Annotated in this window: 19 protein-coding genes; 5 read left to right on the top strand and 14 right to left on the bottom strand. The window is 42.0% G+C overall.

Features of this window, described 5'->3' with window-relative positions:
* Positions 1-168: 168 nt before the first annotated feature.
* The 4 genes from codB to CCS02_RS01250 all read left to right on the top strand — a co-directional run bounded on the left by codB (position 169) and on the right by CCS02_RS01250 (position 6,169).
* Positions 169-1,425 carry a cytosine permease gene (gene codB / locus CCS02_RS01265; protein WP_100635367.1) on the top strand — a complete coding sequence of 419 codons (1,257 nt, stop codon included), beginning with the start codon at positions 169-171 and terminating at the stop codon, positions 1,423-1,425.
* Entirely contained in the window at positions 1,422-2,669 is a 1,248-nt protein-coding gene (locus tag CCS02_RS01260) for a PucR family transcriptional regulator (RefSeq protein WP_072837900.1), read from the top strand. The genes codB and CCS02_RS01260 overlap by 4 nt, the downstream gene beginning before the upstream one ends.
* A gap of 8 nt (positions 2,670-2,677) precedes the next feature.
* Positions 2,678-3,934, top strand: coding sequence for a cytosine deaminase (gene codA, locus CCS02_RS01255; RefSeq protein WP_100635365.1), 1,257 nt, complete (start codon positions 2,678-2,680; stop codon positions 3,932-3,934).
* Positions 3,935-4,246: 312 nt separating this feature from the next.
* The gene (locus tag CCS02_RS01250; protein ID WP_232728792.1) at positions 4,247-6,169 is read left to right on the top strand and encodes a methyl-accepting chemotaxis protein; all 1,923 of its coding nucleotides are present in this window, start codon (positions 4,247-4,249) and stop codon (positions 6,167-6,169) included.
* Between the two features lie 83 nt (positions 6,170-6,252).
* Here CCS02_RS01250 and CCS02_RS01245 read toward each other — a convergent pair whose 3' ends face one another.
* The 14 genes from CCS02_RS01245 to CCS02_RS01180 all read right to left on the bottom strand — a co-directional run bounded on the left by CCS02_RS01245 (position 6,253) and on the right by CCS02_RS01180 (position 21,682).
* Positions 6,253-6,672 carry a hypothetical protein gene (locus CCS02_RS01245; RefSeq protein ID WP_072837898.1) on the bottom strand — a complete coding sequence of 140 codons (420 nt, stop codon included), beginning with the start codon at positions 6,670-6,672 and terminating at the stop codon, positions 6,253-6,255.
* A gap of 136 nt (positions 6,673-6,808) precedes the next feature.
* The gene (locus tag CCS02_RS01240) at positions 6,809-7,777 is read right to left on the bottom strand and encodes a D-2-hydroxyacid dehydrogenase family protein (protein WP_072837897.1); all 969 of its coding nucleotides are present in this window, start codon (positions 7,775-7,777) and stop codon (positions 6,809-6,811) included.
* A 180-nt stretch (positions 7,778-7,957) separates the two neighbouring features.
* Entirely contained in the window at positions 7,958-9,133 is a 1,176-nt protein-coding gene (gene fadA, locus CCS02_RS01235) for an acetyl-CoA C-acyltransferase FadA (protein WP_072837896.1), read from the bottom strand.
* A 27-nt stretch (positions 9,134-9,160) separates the two neighbouring features.
* On the bottom strand, positions 9,161-11,311 hold the full coding sequence (gene fadB / locus CCS02_RS01230; protein ID WP_100635362.1) for a fatty acid oxidation complex subunit alpha FadB: 2,151 nt from the start codon (positions 11,309-11,311) through the stop codon (positions 9,161-9,163).
* Positions 11,312-11,429: 118 nt separating this feature from the next.
* Complete coding sequence (locus tag CCS02_RS01225) at positions 11,430-12,359, bottom strand: electron transfer flavoprotein subunit alpha/FixB family protein (protein ID WP_100635360.1); 930 nt, start codon at positions 12,357-12,359, stop codon at positions 11,430-11,432.
* Complete coding sequence (locus tag CCS02_RS01220) at positions 12,356-13,126, bottom strand: electron transfer flavoprotein subunit beta/FixA family protein (protein ID WP_100635359.1); 771 nt, start codon at positions 13,124-13,126, stop codon at positions 12,356-12,358. Before CCS02_RS01220 ends, CCS02_RS01225 begins: the two co-directional genes overlap by 4 nt.
* A gap of 301 nt (positions 13,127-13,427) precedes the next feature.
* Positions 13,428-14,180, bottom strand: a complete 753-nt coding sequence (locus CCS02_RS01215) for an enoyl-CoA hydratase-related protein (RefSeq protein ID WP_100635357.1) — start codon at positions 14,178-14,180, stop codon at positions 13,428-13,430.
* Positions 14,180-14,740 carry a DUF2889 domain-containing protein gene (locus CCS02_RS01210; RefSeq protein WP_100635355.1) on the bottom strand — a complete coding sequence of 187 codons (561 nt, stop codon included), beginning with the start codon at positions 14,738-14,740 and terminating at the stop codon, positions 14,180-14,182. The genes CCS02_RS01215 and CCS02_RS01210 overlap by 1 nt, the downstream gene beginning before the upstream one ends.
* A 42-nt stretch (positions 14,741-14,782) precedes the next feature.
* On the bottom strand, positions 14,783-16,480 hold the full coding sequence (locus CCS02_RS01205) for an AMP-binding protein (RefSeq protein WP_100635353.1): 1,698 nt from the start codon (positions 16,478-16,480) through the stop codon (positions 14,783-14,785).
* 232 nt (positions 16,481-16,712) lie between these two features.
* Positions 16,713-17,027 (bottom strand): SCP2 sterol-binding domain-containing protein, encoded by a 315-nt coding sequence (locus CCS02_RS01200; protein WP_012069283.1) that lies wholly within the window; start codon positions 17,025-17,027, stop codon positions 16,713-16,715.
* A 78-nt stretch (positions 17,028-17,105) separates the two neighbouring features.
* Complete coding sequence (locus tag CCS02_RS01195; protein ID WP_072837888.1) at positions 17,106-18,911, bottom strand: acyl-CoA dehydrogenase C-terminal domain-containing protein; 1,806 nt, start codon at positions 18,909-18,911, stop codon at positions 17,106-17,108.
* 213 nt (positions 18,912-19,124) lie between these two features.
* Positions 19,125-20,144, bottom strand: a complete 1,020-nt coding sequence (locus tag CCS02_RS01190) for a CobW family GTP-binding protein (protein ID WP_100635352.1) — start codon at positions 20,142-20,144, stop codon at positions 19,125-19,127.
* Positions 20,145-20,156: 12 nt separating this feature from the next.
* Positions 20,157-20,912: a DUF481 domain-containing protein gene (locus CCS02_RS01185; RefSeq protein WP_072837886.1), complete on the bottom strand. Its 756-nt coding sequence runs from the start codon at positions 20,910-20,912 to the stop codon at positions 20,157-20,159.
* A gap of 239 nt (positions 20,913-21,151) precedes the next feature.
* Positions 21,152-21,682 (bottom strand): RNA methyltransferase, encoded by a 531-nt coding sequence (locus tag CCS02_RS01180; protein ID WP_072837885.1) that lies wholly within the window; start codon positions 21,680-21,682, stop codon positions 21,152-21,154.
* 218 nt (positions 21,683-21,900) lie between these two features.
* On the opposite strand from CCS02_RS01180, the gene CCS02_RS01175 reads away from it, so the two are divergent.
* Positions 21,901-22,761: a TraB/GumN family protein gene (locus tag CCS02_RS01175; protein WP_100635350.1), complete on the top strand. Its 861-nt coding sequence runs from the start codon at positions 21,901-21,903 to the stop codon at positions 22,759-22,761.
* Positions 22,762-22,861: the final 100 nt, after the last annotated feature.

Below are 22,861 nucleotides of genomic sequence, written 5' to 3'. Positions count from 1 at the left end.
AAAATCAGGAATTGTATAAAGTGCCTAATCATTTATTACTATTCTTAGTCATCTCGCCATAAACTCATCAGAGAAATAGTATTAATCCAAAACTGGTTCGCAAGTTGCTTATATACCGAAGGAAACCAAAAATAAGCGACTTTGACTTAATCATCATGGGAAACGACTATGACGCAATCAGATTATCCATTAATTGAAGTACCTCAAAATAAACGCCGAGGGCTACTCCCCATGGCAGTGATTCTGCTTGGGTTCACCTTTTTCACCGCAACCATGTGGGCCGGGGGTACATTAGGAACGGCGTTTTCATTTTCAGAATTGCTCTTCGTTATTCTAATCGGTAATTTGCTTCTTGGCCTTTATGCTTCTTGTTTAGCATTCATTGCCTATAAAAGTGGCCTAAACAGCGTACTAATGGGGAGGTTTTGCTTTGGTGAAATTGGCAGCAAGTTGGCAGACTTCATCCTTGGCTTCACTCAAATTGGCTGGTACGCATGGGGAACAGCAACGCTTGCTATTGTGTTAGTCAAAATTACGGACATACCAGAAGCATGGCAAACGCCCCTAATGATTATCTTCGGCATGGCTTTTTGTATTACCGCCATGATTGGTTTTCGAGGCATGGATATTTTATCCAGAGTAGCTGTTCCTGCCATGCTCGTTTTTATTTTAATTAGCCTTTACACAGGATTAGTCGATGTTGGTGGTATATCCGCCTTATTTGACATTGAGCCAACACAAAGTTTGAGTTTCACCGCTGCCATCACCCTAGTTATTGGTACTTTCGTAAGCGGTGCGACTCAGGCAACGAATTGGAGTCGCTTTGCTAATAGCGGAAAAGTCGCTGTTTGGGCAACTATGGGGGCATTCTTTATAGGCAATGGTTTGATGGTATTAACTGGTGCGCTTGGTACGTTAATTTATCAACAAGCCGACATTGTCGACGTCATGCTAGCGCAAGGTTTTATGGTGCTGGCTGTACTTATGTTGTTTCTCAATATTTGGACAACTCAAGACAACACTATTTACAACTTTGCCGTCGCAGGTTGTAACCTTCTTCGAACTGATAAACGTCGAATTGTGACCGTCACTGGCGCAGCCATTGGCACAGTCATGGCGGTGTTTGGAATGTACAACTTCCTCATTCCTTTTCTGGTTTTGTTGGGAACATTTATTCCGCCTATTGGTGGTGTAATCATGGCTGACTTTTTGTTGCGCCATAAAGGCCAATACCCATTGCTAGCCAATGCTAAGCTACCCGCTTTTAATTGGATTGGACTTGGCTCTTATGTCATTGCGTCTGCTGCAGCCTATGCGTCTCCGGTGATGCCACCTATTATTGGGGTCTTTGTGGCAATTGTTACTTATGGCATATTATCTTTTCTATCCCATAGACAAGCAGTAACCGTATTAGGAAATCAATGAGTATTTGTTGCGTAGACATACCTCGTTTACCCGGCCTCGAAAGCATTATCTTTCGAGCCGGTTTAACTGGCGGCCAACGCATTGTTCGTTGGCCTTATGTAGCAGAAAATGATTCGATTCAACCTTGGGTAAGTGGCGGTGAACTGGTTTTTGTGACCGGAATTAACCACCGCCGCACTGAAAGAAATCTCTGCCAGATGGTAAAAGAAGCGGTAAATAGCAATGTCGCTGGACTGGTTATTTTGACTGGTCCAGAATTTATCCAGCAAATTCCTAACAGTGTATTGGAGCTTGCGAATCAGCATCAGCTTCCCATATTAGAACAGCCTTATAGTCTAAAAATGGTGCTGGTTACAGAAGTCATCAGTAATGCTATTGTTCAAGACAACCTACTAGGGAAGTCAGTTCGGCTATTTTTGACCAAGTTAATAAATGGGTTTGATCAAGCACCAGAGTTAATCCATTTACGCGCTGGGGATTTAGGAATCAGTGACAACTGCCCTTTTGCAACATTGGCATTAAGAATTAGTCATATTAATCCCAAAACAGACGACCCGAATTATCAGTTACTCCACTTCAACCATGAACTAGAACAACACCTAGGCAGCATTTTAAAACGCAGACAAATTGACTGGCCGGTTCTAAATTATGAAAAAGACCTACTGGCTATTTGGCCTGTCACTGAAAACGATACCTCTGAGCTTTATGATGAATTGGAGCAAGTACTAAGCTTGTTGCAAAAGCGCTTTCCACAACTCGTGCTATGTATTGGTGTGAGTGAACGTAAAACAGGCTTAGATAAGTTAGCCGAAGCAACAGAACAAGCTCGGCAAGCATTACAATTCGCAATCAAACATCAGCACCAGCGTATTTTTTTCTACGAACAGCTAGGCATTGCTCGTTTATATGCAGCCATTCCAAATCGCGGTCTACTAGCAGATTTTTGCAAGCAACATTTAGGCGAATTATGCTTTGCTCGTGACGATGCAACTCTTGAAATGAAAAGCACACTAAATCACTACTTCAACCACTTTGGGCATTTGCAACAAACAGCCGACGCAATGAGTGTCCACAGAAATACACTAAATTATCGCCTTAATAAAATAGAACAACGTTTAGGCTACTCTCTACAAGACCCATTTTTACGACTCAATTTACAAAATGCACTACTTATTGAACAAGTATTATTTCACCATCACAACATTGAAGAACAGGCTAGCACGCCTGCTCTGCACCACGATTGAGGTTTTTTATGCATGTTATCAACGCCCGTTTACGCCAACGTCCAGAACTATTTTCCATCCACATTGACGAAGGACGTTTCAGTAAAATTGAAGCACAAGAAAGCACGTTAGCAGCAACTGACAATGCAATTGATGCCAACGGTAAATTAGTTTGTGCGCCTTTTGTCGAGCCACATATCCACCTTGATGCAGCCTTAACGGCAGGCGAACCCGAATGGAATCAAAGCGGTACACTTTTCGAAGGCATTGAGCGCTGGAGTCAGCGCAAGCCAATGTTAAATGAAGCCGACATCCACCGTCGTGCATTGTCCACAATAGAACTACTGGTGCAAAACGGTGTACAAGCAATTCGAACTCATGCGGATACAACAGACCCGACTTTAATCGGCGTTCGCACACTTTGTGCTCTTCGCGATGAGCTAAAAGACAAAATCGATTTACAAGTAGTTGCCTTTCCGCAAGACGGCATGCTGTCTTATCCAAATGGCTTAAAGCTGATGGAAGAAGCCTTGGAAATTGGCGCTGATGTGGTCGGCGGAATTCCACACTTTGAATACACACGTGAATTGGGTGAAAAATCCGTCAAATTAATAATAGAGCTAGCAAAAAAATACGACCGATTAGTGGATGTTCATTGTGACGAAATCGATGATCCAAATTCTCGTTTCTTAGAATTTCTTGCCTGTGAAGCTTTATTTCATGACATGGGATCTAAAGTAACTGCAAGCCACACCACAGCCATGCATTCTTATGACAACGCCTATTGCTCAAAACTGTTTCGTCTATTAAAGAACTCCGGCATTAACTTTATATCCTGCCCAACCGAAAGCATTCACTTACAAGGTCGTTTTGACACTTACCCTAAGCGTCGTGGAGTGACGAGAGTCAAAGAGCTTCGAGAAGCCAACATCAACATCTGTTTGGGTCAGGACTCAATCTTCGACCCTTGGTACTCACTCGGGAATGGCAAGCTACTGCGCACATTGGATTACGCCATGCACATCTGCCAAATGATGGGTTACCAAGACTACGCCAGCGCTCTAGATATGATCACCGACAACAGTGCTCGCACTATGTGTTTGCAGGGATATGGGATAGAAGTGGGCAACGCTGCCAACTTTATTTTACTGGAAGGACATGATGACTACAGTGTCCTGCGTCAGCAAGGGGAAGTATTACTGTCTGTACGTCACGGTGAAATTATTATGCAACGCCAACCGTCTCAGGTGATAACTCAACCTTGGATTACACAAGCGATAAAATAATCAATAATTCAATAACCCGTTCAAAAAAGGTGAGCGATCTAGTTCTCTCATCTTTTTTGAACGTCCAACTTTTATTAAGTACAAAATAAGTAGTCATTAATAAAACAAAAGATTAGATCAAAATTTGATGATTTTTTTGCGCTTACAAACATCCTTTCCTAGACTGTAAATAACTTACAAAATGATAAAGGATTATATATGCGCGTCCATTCAATTCGAATCAAGATGATGCTTCCAATCATCTTTCTTTCGCTTATTTTAATCTCTCTTTTTGCCTTTATGATGCTAATGAGCAACATACAAAAGAATAATATGAAGTTACAGGCTGAACATTATTTCGAAGCCATTTCAGAAGTGTTAAATGCTGACCGCGACATATATCAAGCACGACTTGCACAAGAGAAAATGCTCGATGGACAAGGGCCAAAAAATGGCAATGAAGCCGATTTTAGGGAAAACGCCCAACAAGTTTTTGATCGTTTTCAACTTTATAGACAATACCTTGCGGACGAACCAAAAGATCTTCTCGCGCCTTTTGACTCTTTTAATACGCTTTATAACGAATGGCTAAATTCAAGTGAGAGTCTCATTGACACCTCAAAAGGCAGCGTTCAGTTTTCTGAAACAATGATAGCTTTAGATAATAAGTTCCAAGTCATTCGCAATATGCTTGATCAAGCCGGGGAAAAACTACGAAAGCACACTCACGATATACAAAACCAAATAAATTCCGCTGCGGAACTTAATAACTATGTAGAAGCAATTACAGAAGTATTGAATGCGGATAGAGATTTGTACCAAGCACGTTTAGCACAACAAAGAATAATTAATGGCATTGGCGATCGTACTGATAATAAAGAAGACTTCAAACTAAATTCTGCGCAAGCATTGGAAAGGTTTAGAGCATATCGAGGCTATCTTATTCATGAAACTGACCTAACAAAACCTTATAGTGAATTCGATGTACTTTTCAATGAATGGTTTGAAGGGAGTCTACTTCATTTTGAGTCTCCTGAGGCCCAAACGTCTAATCAACTTCCACAAGAAATAATAAATGCTGATGAAAAATTTGCGGCTATTCGTTCACTCTTGGACAAAGCTGGTGAAACAGTTAGAAAACATTCCAGAGAAATAGAAGAGATAACCAAACAGAATATTGCCCGCAACCAAGAAATAGCCATGATAGTGACAGCAATAGCCTTTGTTATTGCTCTTATTTTTGGCTATCTCATTCCTCTCAAGATTACTCGAAATGTAGAAAGCATGGGGCGTCGTATTCGAGAGATAGCCGAAGGGGATGGTGATTTAACACAACGAATCAACTCAAGTGCTAAAGATGAACTTGGCGATCTAGCTAAAGAATTTGACGGCTTTGTTGAACAACTAAGATCAATCATTAGCAATATACATAAACAATCATCAGCTCTTGGCAGCATGACAACTGAATTAAAAAGCGCCTCTGAGACCACAAACAATATTACTCATGCTCTAGTGAATGCTTCAACAGCAATGATTAGTGCCGGACAGGAAATGAACGTATCAAATCAACAAATGTCGGAAGTAGCAAAAGATACGGCAACAGAAGCAACCACTTCGAGCCAATTAACTGAACAAGGTATTCTAGCGGTAAATACATCACATAAAGCTATTTCGAGCTTAATCAGCAATATCGAAGAGTCATTAAAGCGAGCTGAAGAGTTAGAAAAAAGCTCAGAGAATATCTCGTCTGTGCTTGAAGTCATTAGAAATATTGCCGAGCAAACCAATTTACTCGCTCTAAACGCAGCCATAGAAGCCGCCCGTGCTGGTGAGCAAGGGCGAGGATTTGCCGTCGTCGCTGATGAAGTGAGAACCTTAGCAACTCGAACTCAAAAGAGTACGGATGAAATAGAGACGATCATCGAACAACTTAAGCTGAATGTTAAAGAGTCCTCTATCTCCACTCAAAACAGCCGCGATAATGCCGACAATACCGCATCAAATTTTGATAACGTCATCAACATCTTTGACGCGCTCAATCATTCCTTTGAAAAAGTACAACAAATGGCTTCAAAAACAGCCCAAGCTACAATCGAACAAGCGACTTTGTCTGACGACATAAATCAAAGCCTTATGTTATTGAAAGAGCAAACTGATGGTGTGAAGGATGTCTCAATTCTAATAAACAAACAGTCCACACAAATAACAGATTTGTATAAAACACTAAATAATGAAGTAGGAAACTTTAAAGTCTAGAGATACTGAATAACGAAAAAAGTGCGATTAAAGTTGCATATTGCTCTTTAACAATAGCCGTTAAAGAGCAATACAATAAATTACTACTTCGTGATTGGACAGTTTTCCATACCAACACGATACGTTGAAACCATTCCTGTACCACCGTATTTATGAAATGCGGTGAAGGCACTATAACTCGGCTTATAAGTCACTGTGTAATTCATGCTGATTTGTGAGCCATAATTACCACAGCAGTTCGCGCTTACTGATGCATCTTGATTAATAATTTGAAAATCCTCAAGATTGTACTTTTCTGCGAAAGCAATGAGCTGCTCGGTTTTGGCTTGATAAATCGCCCCTACATCAACGTCACTATTAGGCTGAAGGTTTTCCATATAAGACACTGAGGTCATGTCTTTGGCTTCACAAATAGACGCTTCAGTGGTTTCTTCAGCAACTAGCAAACTGGAGGATAAAGCTGCAGGCACAGCAATGAACAACGCAGTCAAAAGAGTTTTCATAATAAACATCCTATGTGATTTGAAATATATCCATTAATGCAATGACATTCATTACACGGATTAATTAAAAGACTTTTACCCAAGAAATGTTAACACGAATTAACGGAGCTAATAGCAACATTAACTCTGTTCTAATTTATGGGTTAATAACCAAGTTTTCCGCTTTACCATTGGCGAAAGCCAGGACATTTTCAAAAGCAATTTTGAAATAAAGCTCATAGCTGGCTTTTTCAACGTAACCAATATGCGGTGTACAAAGTACATTTGACAGAGACAACAAAGGCTCATTATTAGTATTCGCAGGTTCTGTTTCGAATACATCAACGGCAGCACGTTTACTTGGATTTGAAGACATCTCACGATACAAAGCACCATTTTCGACTAGCTCAGCACGACTGGTGTTCACTAACAAAGAGTCAGATTTCATCAAAGCCAAATCAGCTTGCGTCACAATAGCTTTGGTTACGTCATTGAGTCGCAAATGCAAAGTTATAATATCTGCAGTTTGAAAGAATTCTGCCTTTGATGGTGCGGCTAAAAACCCATGTTCTTGCGCCAACATTCTAGAGCTTTCACTTCCCCAAACCAGTACCTTCATGCCGAAAGCTTTCGCGTATTGTGCGATACGTTGGCCGATTTTACCGTATCCCCAAATTCCCAAAACAGATCCGCTTAAGACTCGACCTAATCCTAAGGAACCTGACTGCTGCCAGTAACCTTGTGAAAATTGTGCTACATACTCGGGAATATGTCGACTCGCCGCCATAATCAAACCCCAACATAACTCTGATGGTGCAACCGGAGAACCAACACCTTCCGCAACAGCCACACCATATTTATGGCAAAGCTTGGCATCAATGTGATTACTAATTTTTCCTGTTTGGCTAATAAGTTTTAAATTAGGCAAGTTAGCAAGCAATTCTTCCGAAATAACCGTACGTTCGCGTATCAAAACAAGCGCATCAAAACCCTTTAGATTGGTGACTAAATCTTCAGCATTTGTAAAACTCTCATTAAATACATGTACATCATGGCCTTGTAAAACATTGAAGCATGCAAGATCTTTAACACTATTTTGATAGTCATCTAATATTGCTATTTTCACGAAACAATCCTCATTTACTCATCTGATATCGCTTGGTTAATGTTGCTTATCATCGACCAAGATAGTACAAAACACCAGAGCAAAAAAAGCCCCGCACATGGAGGGGCTAAAGACAGAGATTACAATTTGCTGTTCTAGAGCAAGGAGGCACACAACTTCATGTACTTAGTTCAATATTACTTAAACGCGCTCGAATACCGTCGCTATACCCTGCCCCATACCAATACACATGGTTGCTAGGCCAACGGTCGCGTCTTTTTCACGCATAACATTTAGCAAGGTCGTTGAAATGCGAGTACCAGAGCAACCAAGCGGATGACCAAGGGCAATCGCGCCACCGTTCAAGTTCACTTTATCATCGACAAGATCCAGCAAACCAAGATCTTTAAGTACTGGAATAGACTGGGCAGCGAAGGCTTCGTTTAGCTCGACAATATCAATATCGGCAATCGTCAAACCCGCGCGTTTTAGAGCTTTTTTCGTTGCTGGAACTGGACCATAACCCATAATCGCTGGATCACAACCCGCCACTGCCATACTGCGTACTTTAGCAATTGGCGTTAGGCCAAGCTCTTCGGCTTTTTTCGCAGACATCATCAACATAGCTGATGCACCGTCAGACAAAGCAGAAGATGTACCCGCGGTCACAGTACCGACTTTCGGCATAAATACAGGAGCCAAACTTGCTAAAGATTCCATAGAAGTTTCTGGACGAATGACTTCATCTACTTCCACTAGGATCTTGTTGCCATCAGCATCATGACCTTCAATAGAAACGATTTCGTTATTGAAACGGCCTTGCAAAGTGGCTTCGTGAGCAAGACGATGTGAACGTACCGCAAAGGCGTCTTGCGCTTCACGACTAACACCGTGCATTTTACCCAACATTTCCGCCGTCACACCCATCATCATGGAGGCTTTCGCCATATGTTTTGATAACGCTGGGTTTACATCTACCCCATGCATCATGCCAACGTGACCCATGTGCTCTACGCCACCGACGACAAACACATCGCCTTGTCCTGTCATAATAGCTTGAGCCGCCGTATGAATAGCTGACATAGATGAACCACAAAGGCGGTTCACGGTTTGTGCCGCACACGTAATAGGCAAACCTGCTAACAAGGACACAGCACGCGCCATGTTAAAGCCTTGTTCTAAGGTTTGGTTAACGCAACCCCAGATTAAATCTTCAACGTCTTTTTGATCGACATTTGGATTACGTTTGAACAATTCTTTTACTAGCGCTGCAGATAAGTTTTCTGCTCGTACATTACGAAATACGCCATTTTTCGTTTTACCCATTGGTGAGCGAACGGCGTCGATAATTACGACATCATTTGGATTCAGTTTCATGGAAATTCTCCTATAGCCTATGGGAAATTATGCGCCGTAATAAGTGTCGTTGTTTTTCGCCATGTCTCGCATTTTTGCGGTTGGCTCGTACAACTTACCTAAGTGGCTGTATTTGTCTGCAAGGTCACAAAAGGCCTGCAGTCCCATTTGGTCTAAGTAGTGCAGAGCACCGCCAAGGTATGGAGGGAAACCAATACCGTAAATCAATCCCATGTCCGCTTCTGCCGCCGATGCCACGATATTTTCTTCAAGGCAACGTACTGTTTCAATACAAAGTGGAATCATCATGCGTGCCACTATGTCGTCTTCGCTCAACTCAGATTTCGACACAACTATGGAAGAAAGCAAAACATCGATTTCTTCATTAAAGATTTTCTTCGGTTTGCCTTTACGATCTGGCTCGTAGGTATAAAAACCCTTACCGTTTTTCTGACCAAAACGCTCCAACTCGAATAAACAATCTACTGCGTTTGTGCCTTCATGCTTCATACGATCTGGGAAGCCTTCTGCCATGACCTGATCCGCATGATAAGCCGTGTCAATACCAACCACATCAAGTAAATAAGCTGGCCCCATTGGCCAACCGAATTTTTCCATCGTTTTATCAACCACTTGGAAATCCGCGCCTTCTTGCATCATCAAGGAGAAACCAGCGAAGTAAGGGAACAACACACGGTTAACAAGGAACCCTGGGCAGTCATTTACCACAACAGGTGTTTTACCCATGGCTTGAGCATAAGCAACCGTTTTGGCGATTGCAGCATCGCTGGTTTTTTCACCGCGGATAACTTCTACCAACGGCATACGATGCACTGGGTTAAAGAAGTGCATACCACAGAAGTTTTCTGGGCGTTTAAGATCTTTTGCCAATTCAGTAATGGAAATAGTGGAAGTATTCGACGTCAAAATAGCGTCGTCAGCTATCTTAGTTTCTACTTCAGCCAAAACCGACTTTTTGATTTTGACGTTTTCAACAACCGCTTCGACTACTAGATCAACATGTTCAAATTCGCCATAGCTCAAAGCAGGAATAATTGCGTTCATGGCTTTAAAGGCTTTTTCGGTTGTTAAACGTCCGCGCTCTACTTGACCATTGAATAGCTTATTCGCTTCGCTCAAACCTAACTCTAAGGCTTCAGGACGAATATCTTTCATGATAATTGGTGTGCCTTTTGACGCAGACTGATAGGCAACACCACCACCCATAATACCTGCACCCAATACCGCAGCTTGCTTAACTGGCGTCGCATTTTTAGCGTATCTGCCTGCCGTTTTCTTAATCTGTTGATCACTTAAAAATAAGTTCACTAAAGATTTCGCTACTGGGCCCTTAGCAAGTTTAATAAAACCTTTGATTTCGGTATCAAGGGCTTTTTCCATATCTTGGCTGATGCCTTTTTCAATGGTTTTAATCGCAGCCATTGGCGCAGGGTAATGTTTGCCCGCTTTCGCACCAACTACACCACGAACCGATTCAAAAACCATCATTTTTTCAATTGGAGTAAATTCCATTGGAGCGCGTAATTCATCGCGACGAGCATGATAATTCAACTTGCCATCAAGCACCTGCTGAATAAGATGACGAGCGGATTCATTGACTTTCGCAGCAGGCACAACGGCATCAACCGCACCATCTTTAAAGGCATCTTCGCTGCGTTTTTGAGCACCACCACAAATCCATTCACAAGCATTATCGGCACCGATCAGACGAGGTAAACGAACCGTACCGCCCCAACCTGGGTAAATACCCAATTGCGTTTCCGGTAAACCAATTTTGGCTGTACTCGCCATGACGCGATAATCACACGCCAACGCCAACTCCATACCGCCACCAAGCGCAACACCATTGATGGCTGCTACGGTTGGGCAGCATAGGTTTGAAATATCATTAAAAATACTGTGTGCGTGACGCAATTTATCAGCTAAATCATCGTCCTCAAGTTTGAACCAAGAAGTAAATTCAGTGATGTCCGCTCCTACTACAAAAACATCTTTTGCGCTGGCAAATATAACACCTTGTAGATCGTCAATGTGTTTTAGCGCAGTAACGGCTTCGGCCAATTCATTCAAGGTAAGACTATTGAATTTATTGACCGATTCACCGACCAAATCCAGAGTGACGGTTGCCACGCCGGCATCATCGACTGCAACCTTGACTGCTTGTCCTTCGAAAATCATGCTGGTCTCCAATTATTTTTATTTTGATAGCGGTGAAACTATCTTTCACCGCTATCCGGTATTTAAAAGCTGTTTAAGCCTTGTCAAAAGCTTAAACAGGCGACGTTCTATTAAAAAATTACAGGCTTTTTTCTAGCTCTGGCACGGCATCAAACAAATCGGCTACCAAACCATAATCTGCTACTTGGAAAATAGGTGCGTCTTCGTCTTTGTTGATGGCAACAATCACCTTGGAGTCTTTCATACCAGCTAAATGCTGAATCGCACCAGAAATACCGACCGCGATATACAGATCCGGCGCAACGGTTTTACCCGTTTGACCGACTTGTAAATCGTTCGGTACAAAACCAGCATCCACAGCGGCACGGGAAGCACCAATAGCAGCGCCTAGTTTGTCTGCGACACCTTCCAATAATTTGAAGTTCTCGCCATTGCCCATGCCTCGACCACCAGAAATAATTACACTGGCAGCGGTCAATTCGGGACGATCAGACTCGGCTAATTGCTCTTTCACAAAACGACTACGATCTGAAGCAATAACTTGAGAAAGCACTTGTCGCTCAGCATTTCCGCCGGTGCTAGCTGCGGCATCAAAACCAGTTGTACGAATAGTTAGTACTTTTACCGCATCGGTTGTTTTGACGGTAGCAATAGCATTGCCTGCATAGATTGGGCGTACAAAGGTGTCCGCTGCTTCGACTTTGATCACATCGGACAACTGAGCCACATTCAATAGTGCAGCCACACGCGGCAAGGTATTTTTACCTGTCGTTGTTGCCGGGGCTAAAATGTGTTCGTAGTCGCTAGCGACTTCAACCACCAATTTAGAAACATTTTCTGCCAACTGATGCTCATAAGCGGCATTGTCAGCGACCAATACCTTGGTGACGCCAGCCACTTGTGAAGCCTGCTCGACGACGGTTTGGCATTCAAAACCGACAACCAATACATGAACATCAGCATCAATTTGTGTTGCTGCGGTCACTGTGTTTAAGGTCGCAGGCTTTAGAGATTTGTTATCGTGTTCTGCAATGATTAAAACGCTCATGACACCACCTTCGCTTCATTTTTAAGTTTGTCTACTAACTCAGCAACAGAGCCAACTTTAATACCACCAGCGCGTTGTGGCGGCGGCGTAACCGATACGATGCTGACATTAGAGCCAACTTCTACACCAAGATCGGCAGGTGTTTTTACATCCAATGGTTTTTTCTTCGCTTTCATAATATTAGGCAGAGACGCAAAGCGAGGCTCGTTTAGACGAAGATCTGTGGTAACAACCGCAGGCAGCATAATTGCCAAGGTTTGCAAACCACCATCGATTTCACGGGTTACTTTTATTTCATGGGATGTTTGCGCTTCACCATTTTCAATAGCAACCTCAGATGCAAATGTCGCTTGAGGATAATCCAATAACGCAGCCACCATCTGACCAGTCTGGTTATTATCAGAATCGATCGCTTGCTTACCCATAATAACCAAATCAGCGGCTTCATCTTGGGCCACTTTGGCGATGAGTTTAGCGACAGATAAAGAATCTAAACCATCTTCTGTTTCAACTTGAATGGCACGGTCTGCGCCCAGCGCCATTGCTGTACGCAAGGTTTCTTGGCAAGACTTTGAACCAACAGATACCACCACGACTTCAGAAGCAACACCTTTCTCTTTTAAGCGAATAGCTTCTTCCACGGCGATTTCACAGAAAGGATTCATGGACATTTTGACATTGGTAAGATCGACCGCTGTATGGTCGGATTTGACACGAACTTTGACGTTGTAGTCTATGACTCGCTTTACAGATACTAAGATTTTCATAAGCCCCTCGTATTTATTATTAAGTTCTGTTTTAAGCATTCAACCTTAGTTTTCACTAGATTGATTGCATATTAATATTCCCTATCAATAGAACTCTTCACTTACCCTCTATAGTAGTTTGGGAATGGTTTTCATCAATAACAAAAAAGCGCCAGTTAACTGACAAAAATATTCAAGCGTCGTTCAGAAGCGCGCATTATCTGTTAAAAAGGCTCCAAAACCTTTCAACCCAATTAGTCTAGCCTTAATAACAAAAAAGCCCCACTGATAAGTGAGGCTTTACAGAAATCATTAAAAGACATTACTTATTACGCGACAAAAACGCAGTAAAAGCTTGATGTGCCTCTGTTGAACGTAGACGATCTTTAAAAATTCGACCTTCTCGCATCAAGGCCATTTGAACATCATCCTGCGCTCGATATTTCAATAGATCCTTACTTAAAGCTACAGCTTCAACAGGCAGCGCTGCTGTTTTCTCAGCATAAAACAATGCCATTTTATAGGCTTCGCCCTCTTCACATAAGTGATTAATTAGCCCCAACTCGTAGGCTTGCGTCGCATCAACAACGTCACCCAACACAAGTATCTCAAAGGCTTTTTGATGACCTACTAATTGAGGAAGCAAATGACTCGACGCCGCTTCTGGCACCAAGCCTAGTTGTACAAATGGAAACTGTAAACGCGCCCCTCGAGAAGCAAGAACCAAATCACAATGAAGCAACATGGTTGCGCCAACACCAACAGCTCGGCCTTCAACACCTGCTACCAGTGGTTTTTTATAGCTGCTTAAGACTTGCAAGAAAGCCATGATGGCTTCCATTTTTTCTGGCGTTTGGGCAATCTGAACGAATTCATTAATATCATTTCCCGAAGAAAAATCACGCCCCGCGCCATGTATTAAGGTCACCTTTACTTCTGGATTAAGCTCTGCACGACGTAGTGCATTAGTTAGTGCCTGATACATGTCCAATGTAATTGCGTTTTTCTTTTCAACTCGATCTAAGCACAAAATCTGCACACCAGACTCAATGCTTTCAGTAACAAAATCACTCATTACTGACTCTCCTCTGATGGTAACTTAAGTACCTGTTCATCGACCAATTTACGAACCATTGGACCGTCTTCAGACCAACCATGACAACTATTAATTAACTTAGTCACTGCTGATGAAATTTGCTCAGGGTATTTCTCGCCAAGCGGCCCCCACATAGTTTGAAACGCCGTTGTAGCGACCACTGGGAAAAGCTCTAACACATGAGTACAGCCGACTTTGCCGCTAAAGGTTTCTTTTAGCCAACGGCTCCAACCTGGTTCAATTCGAGTCCCCTTTAGTATCGAAAAACTAGGTGCTGCGCCTCCGCAGTTAGGAAAAGGATAGGAATCCATAGTCACCGACACCTCTTTGATTAAAAAGGTGTCGTCTAACGTCAAGCAAGCACGAATATCATGAAAAGGACTACCTTCCGGCACCAAACTACCATCAAATTCACGCTTTACATTATAGGACTTAAGATCCTGCATACTTGCCTCAATATCCCATAGACCGTCTTCGCGTAAAAAACCATAGGACTCTATGCAACGTCGATGCATTAGCTTACGTTTAACCTGTGCCACTATTGCTCTCCCAATCACTTCAAAAGGCGTTAAACGTAAGCGTTAAGCCTGCTCTTGTTCGCGCAAGGCACGACGCAAAACTTTACCCACGTTGGTCTTTGGTAACTCTTTGCGAATTTCAACAAATTTAGGAACCTTATAAGCAGCAAGATTTTCTTTGCAGTATATGCGCAAGGCCTTTTCATCAAGTGTTTCAACATTCGCTCTTAAAACCACAAAAGCTTTTACGGACTCACCCGTCTTATCGTCTGGCACACCAATAGCGGCGGATTCCAGAATCGACGGATGAGAAGAAAGACAATCTTCCACTTCAGTTGGGTACACATTGAAGCCAGATACAATGATCATATCTTTCGCACGATCGACGATTTGTAAGTAACCATCAGGGTGCTGCATAGCAATATCGCCTGTGATTAAAAAACCATCTTCTGTCATGACTTCTCGGGTCGCCTCTTCACGATTCCAATAGCCTTTCATCACCTGAGGTCCTCGTACGCACAACATACCCGATTCCCCTTGTGGCAAGGTTTCACCATCACGCCCTTGAATCTTAATATCCGTCTCAGAAACAGGTAGGCCGATCGTACCAATACGCTCCTTACCAATAGGATTAAAAGACACAACTGGTGACGTTTCAGTTAAACCATAACCTTCTACTATTTTGCAGCCAGTGATTCTCTCCCATTCATCCGCGGCAGCATGAGTTAGAGGCATGCCTCCAGAGCAGGTTAGCTTAAGAGTTGAAAAATCAAGTGCTTTGAATTCCGCTTTATTGCATAGCCCTACAAACAAGGTATTCAGACCAACAAAGCCAGTAAATGGCCATTTTTTAAGCTCTTTAACAAAGCCTGGTAAATCTCGAGGGTTAGGAATCAAAACACTATGAGCACCACGCTCTAAAAGTGTCAGACCATGAATTAGGAAAGCGTAGATATGATAAAGCGGCAGCGGAGCAATATAGACTTCGTTTGTATCAGCTATGATAGAACTCAATCTAGAACTTAACTGATACATATTGGCAATCAAATTTGCATGAGTCAGCATCGCCCCTTTCGCAACACCAGTTGTTCCACCAGTGTATTGCAATACCGCAATGTTCTCCGGATTGCATTCAACTTTCTCGACTGGTTTACCCTTGCCTTTCGACAACGCATCATTAAGCGTTAAAGCACCAGAAATATGATACTCAGGTACCATTTTCTTCACATATTTAACAACAGAGTTAACTAGCAAGCGTTTTAAAGGAGGATGAAAATCAGCAATTTCTGTAATAATGACGTGCTTAATTGAGGTTTTTGCCAATATCTTTTCGACGTTGTGCGCCATATTCGCAAACACAACCAAGGCTTTTACACCAGCATCATTAAATTGATGCTCAAGCTCTTTTGGCGTGTAAAGTGGGTTGGTATTAACAATAATTAAGCCTGCTTTCATCGCTCCAAACAGCACCACAGGATATTGAATAATATTAGGCAATTGAACAGCGATCCGATCGCCAGGCATTAAATCCGTTTCATGCTGAAGGTACGCTGCAAATGCATCGGACTTTTCACCTAATTCACGATAGGTCAAAGTACGGCCAACACTGGTAAAAGCAGGTCGATCGGCAAATTTTTTCGTAGCTAACGCTAAGACATCATTTAATGACTGATAAGCATGTGGGTTTAGCGATGCGGGTAAATAGCTGCCCGGCGCTTTTCTAATATTTGCATTGCTAAGAAAAGAAGTATCCATTGTCATAATAAGCTCCATTTGTTTTTTTTATTTAGGAGAATATGAGACTCTTTCATGATGTCACGAGCCAAGCCATAAAAAGGCAAAAACAGACAAAAAAGCAGTATTTATAAGTGATAAATAAGCATTTCCAGTCTCTTTTTAACAAAGTTTTGACGATCATGTAAGATCTCAGTACAAAAGCCCAACCACACAAAGGTAGTTGAGCTTTAGAGCTATAAAATTGCTAAAAGATCCCTTACTGAGGGAAAATTTGAGTCAATTTAGTCGCCAGCATAATATCTCCATCGGCACGGATTTTTCCCTGCATAAAAGCAGCCATACCATCTAATTCACCACTCATAACATCTTTTAAGGTATTTAAGTCCATACTAAGAGTCACGGTTGGATCATCATGCTCCCCTTCCCCCATATCACATTTTCCATCCGTGATACTTAAGTAATAACTGTCCGCATCATCTAAGTCAAATTGAAACACAGCTTCCATGTCATCTGCTTCATCCGCATCGAAACGATTTAACATGGATTCAAAAACGGTTCTTGCTTCACTCATAATATAAACCTCTTTAACCTAGCAAAAAATTTATTGCCTGTGTGACAATGTTACACAGGTGCTTATTCGTTGTGTTAATTATGCATTTAGGAATAAGAAATTATCTTCATCCATCGCCAATAAATTATCAGCACCTGACAACATAGCTTCTACATGGCCACGAGTACGTGGTAACAATCGCTCATAGTAGAAAGTTGCTGTTTGCAGTTTGGCCGTATAAAAACCAACTTCATCAGTGCCTTCGTCTAGTTTTGTTTGTGCCGTCACAGCCATGCGAGCCCAGAAATAAGCCAACACCACATAACCAGAGAACATCAAATAATCCACAGACGCTGCGCCTACTTCATCTTTATTGCGCATAGCTTTCATGCCGATTTTCATCGTAACATCGCCCCACTCACCGTTCAGTTTATCCAGTGCAGTGATATAAGATTTTAAGCGTTTATCGCCTTTGTGCTCTTTGCAAAATTTATGAATAATTTTTGTAAAACGACGTAGTGTAGCACCTTGAGTCATTAGTACTTTTCGACCCAATAGATCCAACGCCTGAATACCTGTTGTACCTTCGTACAACATAGAGATACGGCAATCACGTACGTTTTGTTCCATACCCCATTCAGCGATAAAGCCATGACCACCAAACACTTGCAAACCATGGTTAGCAGATTCAAAACCAGTTTCAGTGAGAAATGCTTTAGCAATTGGGGTAAGTAAGGACATCAGTTCGTCAGCTTCTGCTTTCTCGTCAGCAGTACCTTTTTTCATTATGTCTACCAACATAGAGCAATAATGAATCAAAGCACGACCGCCTTCGGCAAACGCTTTTTGCGTTAGCAACATACGACGTACATCTGGGTGAACAATAATTGGGTCTGCTGCTTTTTCTGGCGCTTTTGGACCGGACAAAGAACGCATTTGCAGGCGGTCTTTCGCGTAAGCAACAGAGTTCTGCAACGCCCACTCAGCATGTGCTAAGCCTTGTAAAGCAGTACCAAGACGCGCAGTATTCATGAAGGTAAACATGCAATTCAAGCCGCGGTTTGCTTCACCAATAAGAAAGCCTTTCGCGCCATCAAAGTTCATTACACAAGTCGCGTTACCATGAATACCCATTTTGTGTTCAATTGAACCACAAGACACTTGGTTACGATCTGCCATTTCACCAGAGCCATCGACGTTATGCTTTGGCACAATAAACAATGAAATGCCTTTTGTACCAGCAGGTGCATCAGGTAAACGAGCCAATACGATATGGACAATGTTGTCAGCCATATCATGCTCACCGGCAGAGATGAAAATCTTGGTGCCGGTGATGGCATAACTGCCGTCAGCTTGCGGCTCAGCCTTGGTTTTCAGCATACCAAGGTCAGTACCACAATGAGGCTCAGTCAAGCACATGGTGCCAGTCCATTCACCAGAAACAAGTTTTGTTAGATAGGTTTGTTTTTGCTCATCAGTGCCATGCAATTCAATGGTGTTCATGGCTCCGTGGCTTAAGCCTGGGTACATACCCCAAGACCAGTTTGAAGTGGCGATCATTTCCGTCACCATCATGCCAAGGGAGTCTGGTAAGCCCTGTCCACCCACTTCTTCAGGATGAGACAGCGATGGCCAGCCACCTTCAACATATTGCTGATAAGCTTCTTTGAAGCCTTCGGGTGTTGTGACTACACCATCTTTAAATTGACAACCTTGTTGATCACCAACACGGTTTAGAGGAGAAAGAACACGCTCAGCAAACTTGGCGCCCTCTTCCAGAATCGCCGCCACCATATCAGGCGTCGCTTCTTCGGCACCAGGCAACTTAGCGTAGTGTCCATGAAAATCGAGAACTTCTTCAGTGACGAATTTGATGTCGCGCAGTGGCGCTTTATATTCAGGCATAGCCTATGACCTCTTATTGTTTTTATTCCATCCGTTCCAATAGGAACCTCTTATGCTAGAAAGGTTCCTCTATCGGAGGCTTTCTCTCAATAACAAAAGGTGCCAAAGTTAATGACAAAATAGACCAAGCATCGGATTTTGTCAGTTAAACAAAGAGAATCTACAAAATTGAAGTAAATACAAAGCTAGCAAATATAATCAGCGAAACCTTAATTAAAGAAACTTAGCACAATAATTTTGGCAAACTTCCAACCAATCACCTTCGATTCCGCCTATTATTTCTAAGCGACTACCTCCCTGCCAAGGTGATATTGTTATTACAACTTCACCTCGCGCGACATTCACAAAAAGAGCTTCACTTGAGTTGATAACAAACACTCCTTTGATACGGTAAACACCATTAGGCTTAGACATATCTTGAATAATTGACGTCATGTTCTCTTTATCAAAACAATCAAAATCAGGCCAACGCCAGCCGACCACCTGCATTGCACCTTGTTGTTTATGATAGCTCCAGCGCTCGTTTTGAATCGGTATTTCTACACCACCACCTTCATGATAACGATGGTGGTGGGAAGAGTGATTCGAATCACTTTCTGGAGTAATAGAAATACTTAATGAATTCATTAAGCCTATATCCAACGAATCCGCACTTAAGGCCATAGGCTCAGACATGTAAAGAACGGGAGTTGATGCCTTTGAAGTAAGCGCGCCAAATCGAGACTCTAATAAATCAATATCTTCCTGCTGATAACGATCAACATGACTCAATACAATGCCGTCAGCAGACTCTATTTGATCATTGAAAATATCATGCTTTGTGTAACGCTCGTCTTTTAGGTTACGTGCATCTAATACACAAAATGCCCCAGTCAAAAACAACACATCTTGATAAGAAGCACTGCGTAGCTTTTGCATAATCTGTTTTGGATGACCAAGGCCCGATGGCTCAATAAAAATGCGATCGGGATTATATTGGCGAATTAATTGGTTCAATCCTTGTTGAAAGGCGGCGGACGTCGTGCAGCAAACACAGCCACCAGGAACTTCACGGATCGCCACGCCTAAATCCGCATAAAAAGCACCGTCAAGTCCAATATCACCGAACTCATTAACCAATACTGCCCAACGCTCATTAGGAGGCGATTGCGCAAGTAAGTGGCGAATAAGGGTTGTTTTACCCGCTCCTAAAAAACCCGTCACCAAAGTGACTTTTATACCCTGATAGCGCATAACGAAAACATCTCAAAATGTATAAGCAAAAATGATACTTGTTGTGCCATCTGTGTTCTTTTTATCATCCAACACTTGGCTATTATGAGTAAGACTATAAGAGGCTTTCATACTAAGGTCATCCCTCAGTTTTACACTAACGGAAGTTTCTGACTTCGAACGAGTATTTTTATCACTCTGCAATGCAGCTTCGGTGCTAAGGGCTTGCTGAAACGTGGCATTAGGACTAATTTTGTACTCATATTGCAATTCGACATGCATTATTGCTGTTTCATCTTCATCGCCCTTATCCGTTTTAGTAAAAGAATAACCAGGGCCGATACTGTAATCTAAAAAAGAGCTATCACTAGCAAACAAACGCGCAGAGTAACCAACAGACACTGTATTCTGATATTCATAACCACTAAATCGATCGTCAGTATAGGAACCATAGATAAATACAGAAGTATTTTCACTACTTAATTTATAGTCACTCTGTGCGGATAAAAATAATTTTTGTGCCGTTGTTCTTGTGTCAGTTTCGCCCTCATTTTTACCTCTTTTGTAAAGTGTATCTATCTGATACTTCGCTTTCCAAGCTTCAAAGTCCTGTTTAATAGTCGCTTTTGCTTTCACCGCTGTACTCTCTGTATTACCAGTAATTGCAATAACTCCCAACTCCAATTCAGCGCTCAAGGGCTCTAAAGGAGTAAAGGGGGTGTCAGCAGCATAAATAACTGGGACATAACAAGCTAATGCAGCAAGCACGACTCGTTTTATAGGCTCCATTTGTATGCGTTCCTTCTATCTCATCAAACAGGTTCCATGATGGCTAAAAGGAAGTAATGGACAGCAAGATGGTACTCAAAAACAGAAAAAACAGAACACCTGCCGTCTTCCTAATATAGCCATTAGGTTTAAGAGACATTTTTGCATTGATACAGACTTATCACAGTCAAAATTCTGCTAACTATATGCAAAGTAATAGATAAGAAAGCAACATCCCCTTACACTCAGGCGCCTTACTTTCAAGCATTAGGTCGGACTTTAACATTATTATTGACGTCTTTACTTTGGCGAATCAGCTCGTCCCCTGCAAAGGCTCGAGCAGACTTTGCTAAGCGATCATAAAGCAGCACATTCACCGATGCGGCTAGATTCATACAACCAACAGTAGGAACAAAGACAACAAAATCGGCTCTATCGACAATTTTTTGGCCTATCGTGCCGTCTTCTGGCCCAAAAATATACAAGGCTTTTTCAGGATGATTAAAGGCTGGTAACGGTGTCGCACCTTGGATCAAATCGACGCACACAATCTTGGTATCGGTGTCTACTGCCTCAATCAAATTGTCTACACCAAGGCTTTCTATATTGATCAAAGGAATGGATGAAGTTGCTTTTTTGGTGTCTGTCGACATCTTAGCTGCACGATCATAACGACTGCCAGAATATAAAACTTGATCCACTTGATAACACCCTGCTGCCCTCATTACAGAACCGACATTTGAAGTGCTTTTAGGGTTCGTTAACCCTATAGAGACAAACTCTTTTCCCATCGAAAACCCACACACTCGAATAAATAAGAACGAGGATAATACCACTTTTACTCATTATGCTTGCCATTCTTTATGAGAGTATTAGTAGGATAAAACCTACTAATTCCGTAGCAAAAAATGAGAAAAAAGCAGTACAACTTTCATTAACCTCTTCCGCTCATCATTGAGATAGGTAAACTGAAAGTCATAATAGATCAACAAAACCATTTAGGTATCTCATGAATCTTCTCAAAAAATTTGGCTTAACCTTACTAGCGGCTGCTACATTTCAAACCCAAGCAGCTTCTGTCTGGAAAGTAACGTCAGGCACCAATACGCTCTATATTGGTGGTACCATTCACTTACTCACTGCACAAGATTACCCTTTACCAAAAGCCTACGAGAAAGCCTACCAAGCTGCCGATAAAGTTATTTTTGAAACCAACATGGAAACCTTAAGTAACCCAGCATTCAAACGACAAATGCAAGCCGAGTTGTCTTATTCTGATGGCACGACCATAGATCAAGTGATCTCAGCGGAAACCTATCAGTCACTCAAAATCTATTTAAACGCTAGACAAATACCTTTTACAGCTATTCAAAACCTAAAGCCCAGTGCACTGGCGATTTCCCTAAGTATGATTGAGCTGAAACATCTGGGCTTTACCAGTGAAGGTGTCGATCAGTTTTATGCACAAAAAGCCCAACAAGATCAAAAGCCCAAAGGCTGGCTTGAAGAGCCTGAAGCACAAGTAGAAATGCTCAGCAATCTCAATGATCAAGACAGTAATGATGTGATTAATTATACCTTGTCAGATATCAAAGACATGCCAAAGACCATGAATGACCTAAGGGAAAGCTGGAGAAAAGGCGATATGGAAACCATGGCAGATATTGAGTTAACAGATTTTAGACAAGATTACCCTGAAGTATATCAATCGCTTTTAGTCGATCGAAACAATCTTTGGATAGCGCAAATTGAAAATATGCTAAAGAACGATGAAGTCGAATTCATCATGGTTGGAGCAATGCACCTTGCTGGGCCAGACAGTTTACTTGCAAAACTTAAAGCCAGCGGTTATCAAGTCTCTAAATTATAAATACCCGTTAACTGTCCTTTAACGGTCAGAAAACACAGGATAAACAGTAAAAACTCACACAACTAGTGAGTTTTTACTGTTTAACTCCATTACATCGATT

This window comes from Marinomonas sp. ef1 (assembly GCF_002806845.1).
GTDB lineage: Bacteria > Pseudomonadota > Gammaproteobacteria > Pseudomonadales > Marinomonadaceae > Marinomonas > Marinomonas polaris.
This window is presented reverse-complemented; position numbering and strand designations above follow the sequence as displayed.

Excerpts from the sequence above, each read along its gene's own strand:
- codB (WP_100635367.1), top strand. The coding sequence starts at position 169 with ATGACGCAATCAGATTATCCATTAATTGAAGTACCTCAAAATAAACGC.
- CCS02_RS01260 (WP_072837900.1), top strand. The coding sequence starts at position 1,422 with ATGAGTATTTGTTGCGTAGACATACCTCGTTTACCCGGCCTCGAAAGC.
- codA (WP_100635365.1), top strand. The coding sequence starts at position 2,678 with ATGCATGTTATCAACGCCCGTTTACGCCAACGTCCAGAACTATTTTCC.
- CCS02_RS01250 (WP_232728792.1), top strand. The coding sequence starts at position 4,247 with ATGAAGTTACAGGCTGAACATTATTTCGAAGCCATTTCAGAAGTGTTA.
- CCS02_RS01245 (WP_072837898.1), bottom strand. The coding sequence starts at position 6,672 with ATGAAAACTCTTTTGACTGCGTTGTTCATTGCTGTGCCTGCAGCTTTA.
- fadA (WP_072837896.1), bottom strand. The coding sequence starts at position 9,133 with ATGAAACTGAATCCAAATGATGTCGTAATTATCGACGCCGTTCGCTCA.
- fadB (WP_100635362.1), bottom strand. The coding sequence starts at position 11,311 with ATGATTTTCGAAGGACAAGCAGTCAAGGTTGCAGTCGATGATGCCGGC.
- CCS02_RS01225 (WP_100635360.1), bottom strand. The coding sequence starts at position 12,359 with ATGAGCGTTTTAATCATTGCAGAACACGATAACAAATCTCTAAAGCCT.
- CCS02_RS01220 (WP_100635359.1), bottom strand. The coding sequence starts at position 13,126 with ATGAAAATCTTAGTATCTGTAAAGCGAGTCATAGACTACAACGTCAAA.
- CCS02_RS01215 (WP_100635357.1), bottom strand. The coding sequence starts at position 14,180 with ATGAGTGATTTTGTTACTGAAAGCATTGAGTCTGGTGTGCAGATTTTG.
- CCS02_RS01205 (WP_100635353.1), bottom strand. The coding sequence starts at position 16,480 with ATGACAATGGATACTTCTTTTCTTAGCAATGCAAATATTAGAAAAGCG.
- CCS02_RS01200 (WP_012069283.1), bottom strand. The coding sequence starts at position 17,027 with ATGAGTGAAGCAAGAACCGTTTTTGAATCCATGTTAAATCGTTTCGAT.
- CCS02_RS01195 (WP_072837888.1), bottom strand. The coding sequence starts at position 18,911 with ATGCCTGAATATAAAGCGCCACTGCGCGACATCAAATTCGTCACTGAA.
- CCS02_RS01190 (WP_100635352.1), bottom strand. The coding sequence starts at position 20,144 with ATGCGCTATCAGGGTATAAAAGTCACTTTGGTGACGGGTTTTTTAGGA.
- CCS02_RS01185 (WP_072837886.1), bottom strand. The coding sequence starts at position 20,912 with ATGGAGCCTATAAAACGAGTCGTGCTTGCTGCATTAGCTTGTTATGTC.
- CCS02_RS01180 (WP_072837885.1), bottom strand. The coding sequence starts at position 21,682 with ATGGGAAAAGAGTTTGTCTCTATAGGGTTAACGAACCCTAAAAGCACT.
- CCS02_RS01175 (WP_100635350.1), top strand. The coding sequence starts at position 21,901 with ATGAATCTTCTCAAAAAATTTGGCTTAACCTTACTAGCGGCTGCTACA.